Below are 365 nucleotides of genomic sequence, written 5' to 3' on the forward strand. Positions count from 1 at the left end.
AACCGGCCAGATCAAAAGCTTTTTTTCATCCGGCCAAGTGATCGGCGGGCGCTCATGCATGATTGAATAATCATAATATTCATGGTCCATCCCGCGCTGGCGTTTGGGATATTCAAGATAGCTCGGGTCCAGACTCATTTTGCGTCTCCCATTTGTGCTCGGAATGCATCGACAATATCACCCGCCTTGGTAATCCATGCGCGACCATCCGCCGCAATATGCTCCAGCACCTCTTCAAAAGGCCCGATCCGGTGCGGCTGACCGATAAGATAGCTGTGGAGCGGAATACACATCACTGTGCCCGACTTCGCGCCTTCGTCCGCCAGCCGGTCATATTGCCGTATCAGCGTATCGGCATATTCACG

At 53.2% G+C, this 365-nt stretch carries 1 pseudogene; it reads right to left on the reverse strand.

Features of this window, described 5'->3' with window-relative positions:
* Window positions 1-134: 134 nt before the first annotated feature.
* A pseudogene (locus AB1K62_RS14680) lies at window positions 135-365 on the reverse strand (polysaccharide deacetylase); the annotation flags it as partial.

The sequence above is a fragment of the Parasphingorhabdus sp. JC815 genome (genome assembly GCF_040717415.1).
Classification (GTDB): domain Bacteria; phylum Pseudomonadota; class Alphaproteobacteria; order Sphingomonadales; family Sphingomonadaceae; genus Parasphingorhabdus.